4 protein-coding genes are annotated in these 1,773 nt (G+C 71.9%); 1 reads left to right on the top strand and 3 read right to left on the bottom strand.

What is annotated here, in order from left to right:
* The 3 genes from H5J29_RS31380 to H5J29_RS31370 form a co-directional block, all read right to left on the bottom strand.
* Positions 1-322 (bottom strand): peptidoglycan-binding domain-containing protein (locus tag H5J29_RS31380; protein WP_220188174.1); only part of this gene is annotated, 322 nt, incomplete at its 3' end.
* Between the two features lie 77 nt (positions 323-399).
* The gene (locus H5J29_RS31375; protein ID WP_181784551.1) at positions 400-780 is read right to left on the bottom strand and encodes a hypothetical protein; all 381 of its coding nucleotides are present in this window, start codon (positions 778-780) and stop codon (positions 400-402) included.
* 105 nt (positions 781-885) lie between these two features.
* On the bottom strand, positions 886-1,194 hold the full coding sequence (locus H5J29_RS31370; RefSeq protein ID WP_246394530.1) for a hypothetical protein: 309 nt from the start codon (positions 1,192-1,194) through the stop codon (positions 886-888).
* Positions 1,195-1,245: 51 nt separating this feature from the next.
* Here H5J29_RS31370 and H5J29_RS31365 point away from each other — a divergent pair, with 51 nt between their 5' ends.
* Positions 1,246-1,557: a hypothetical protein gene (locus H5J29_RS31365; RefSeq protein ID WP_181784550.1), complete on the top strand. Its 312-nt coding sequence runs from the start codon at positions 1,246-1,248 to the stop codon at positions 1,555-1,557.
* Positions 1,558-1,773: the final 216 nt, after the last annotated feature.

The following is a 1,773-nucleotide window of genomic DNA, read 5'->3' as shown; positions in this document are numbered from 1 at the left end:
GTGCCAGCCGAGGACGAAGGCCCCCCACGCCGTCCGCCCGCAGCCCGTGCGTGCCCTGGAAGTCAAGGACGGCGACCCGGGTCCGCCAGTCGTAGGTCGTGGCCCAGGGGTCGAGCGCGTGGGCGGGGTTGACGTGGTTGAGCTTCTGGTTGAGCGCGGCGACGCACCAGGGGTGCGTCATCGTCTCCTTCATGACGGGCGGACAGGCCGTGAAGCTGCCGGTCGGGGCGGCCGCCGCCGATCCCAGGTTGACCGCGAACACCCCGCACACCACCGCCGCGACCGCCCCGAACCTGGCCCATCCCCGTGTCCCACCCAGCATGCCCAACCCTCCGTCACATGATCAGTTCGCCTCCGGGCTCGGCCCGAACCCGGCGGCCGTTACCTCCGCCGCCCGGGTCAGTCGAGGAAGTCGACCCCCATGCCGACCAGCTCGAAGTTGTAGGTGCCGTTGTTGTCGCAGTCGTAGTGCGACGCGCCCTGGCCGACGCCCACCGCGATCGTCGACTGGTACCACCGCGTGCCGCCGTCGCGGCGGGCACACTTCGCCCGCGCCTGGACCTCGAGCGGACCCTTCACCACCTGGACGTACACCGCCTGGTGGTCACCGTTCTTGCGCGACTCCATCTTCACCACGGTCTGGGTGGCGTTGTGGGTGACCCAGCGGGTCTGGGTGTCGCTCTCGTTGTGGACGGTCGCGAAGGCGGGCGTGGCCGCGCCGACGGTGAGGGCGAGAGCGATGCCCGCCACCGCGGCGGTCCTGCGGAGTCGCTGAGTCATGCCGGTCTCCCTGAGGTCGGTGTTCTGGTGACGAGGGAGATCGTCGGCCGATTCCATGATCATCTGTATGGTCGCCGGTACCCTTGACGGACGGCGGGGCACCCGCTATGTCGCCGTCCGCAACAGCCGCAGCGCGCGGGGCAGCGCACCCGGCCGCAGCACCGGCAGCAGCCCGACGGCGCCGCGCAGGCCCGTCCACCAGCGCACCTGTCCGTCCGTCCGGAGTATCCCGACGGCGGGGATGCGACACCCCGCCACGGCCGCGGGCAGGTTGGGGTAGACCTCCGCGAGCCGCGGCTCGGTGCAGGCCCGCGCGCGGACCCTCACCGTGAGGCAGTCCGGCAGCTCGCGCGCGATCCGCGAGCAGCGCGGACAGGCGGAGTCGAACACGACCACCACCTCCCGCACCCGCACCCGTGCAGTGTGGCGGATCGGTAGCGTGGAACCCGAGCCGAGGGAGGCACCATGCCCGAGTCCGAGAACCCGCCCGACCCGCAGAGGACACCCGTGCCGGTGGACGACGACATCGTGGACGCCGAGGTCGTCGAGCCCACCGCCCTCACCCCGCCGCCGCCCGCCGTGTCCACGGACTACACCGACCAGGGCGTCCCGACGCTGGACTACGTGCGGGACAAGATCGAGGGCAGGTCCGCCACGGCGATGGGCTGGGAGGAGCTGCGCACGAAGGAGGTCGAGGAGGCGGAGAAGAAGTTCGCCGAACGCGAGGAGAAGGGCAAGGCCAAGCTCGACGAGCTCCGCAAGCAGCTGGGCCTGTAGGGCCCGGGCACTACGTACATCTCCCCAGTGCACGGCGCCCGACGCGCGTCGACCCTCCCGGCATGACGGAATTCGTGCTGGTGCACGGGGCGTGGGGCGGCGGCTGGGCCTGGGAGGCGGTGCGGGGTGCGTTGGAGGCCGACGGCCATCGCGTCCGGGTCCTCGACCGGCTCCCGAGTTCCGGTGCCGGCAGGCGTTCACTAGGGCGCGGACGCT

Source organism: Pseudonocardia pini, assembly GCF_013870575.1.
Classification (GTDB): Bacteria; Actinomycetota; Actinomycetes; order Mycobacteriales; family Pseudonocardiaceae; genus Pseudonocardia; species Pseudonocardia pini.
The sequence above is the reverse complement of the archived record's forward strand: the minus strand, read 5'-3'. Positions and strand labels throughout refer to the sequence as shown.

What these genes read in the sequence shown, in the direction of transcription:
- H5J29_RS31365 (WP_181784550.1), top strand. Translation starts at nt 1,246, where the DNA reads ATGCCCGAGTCCGAGAACCCGCCCGACCCGCAGAGGACACCCGTGCCG.
- H5J29_RS31375 (WP_181784551.1), bottom strand. Translation starts at nt 780, where the DNA reads ATGACTCAGCGACTCCGCAGGACCGCCGCGGTGGCGGGCATCGCTCTC.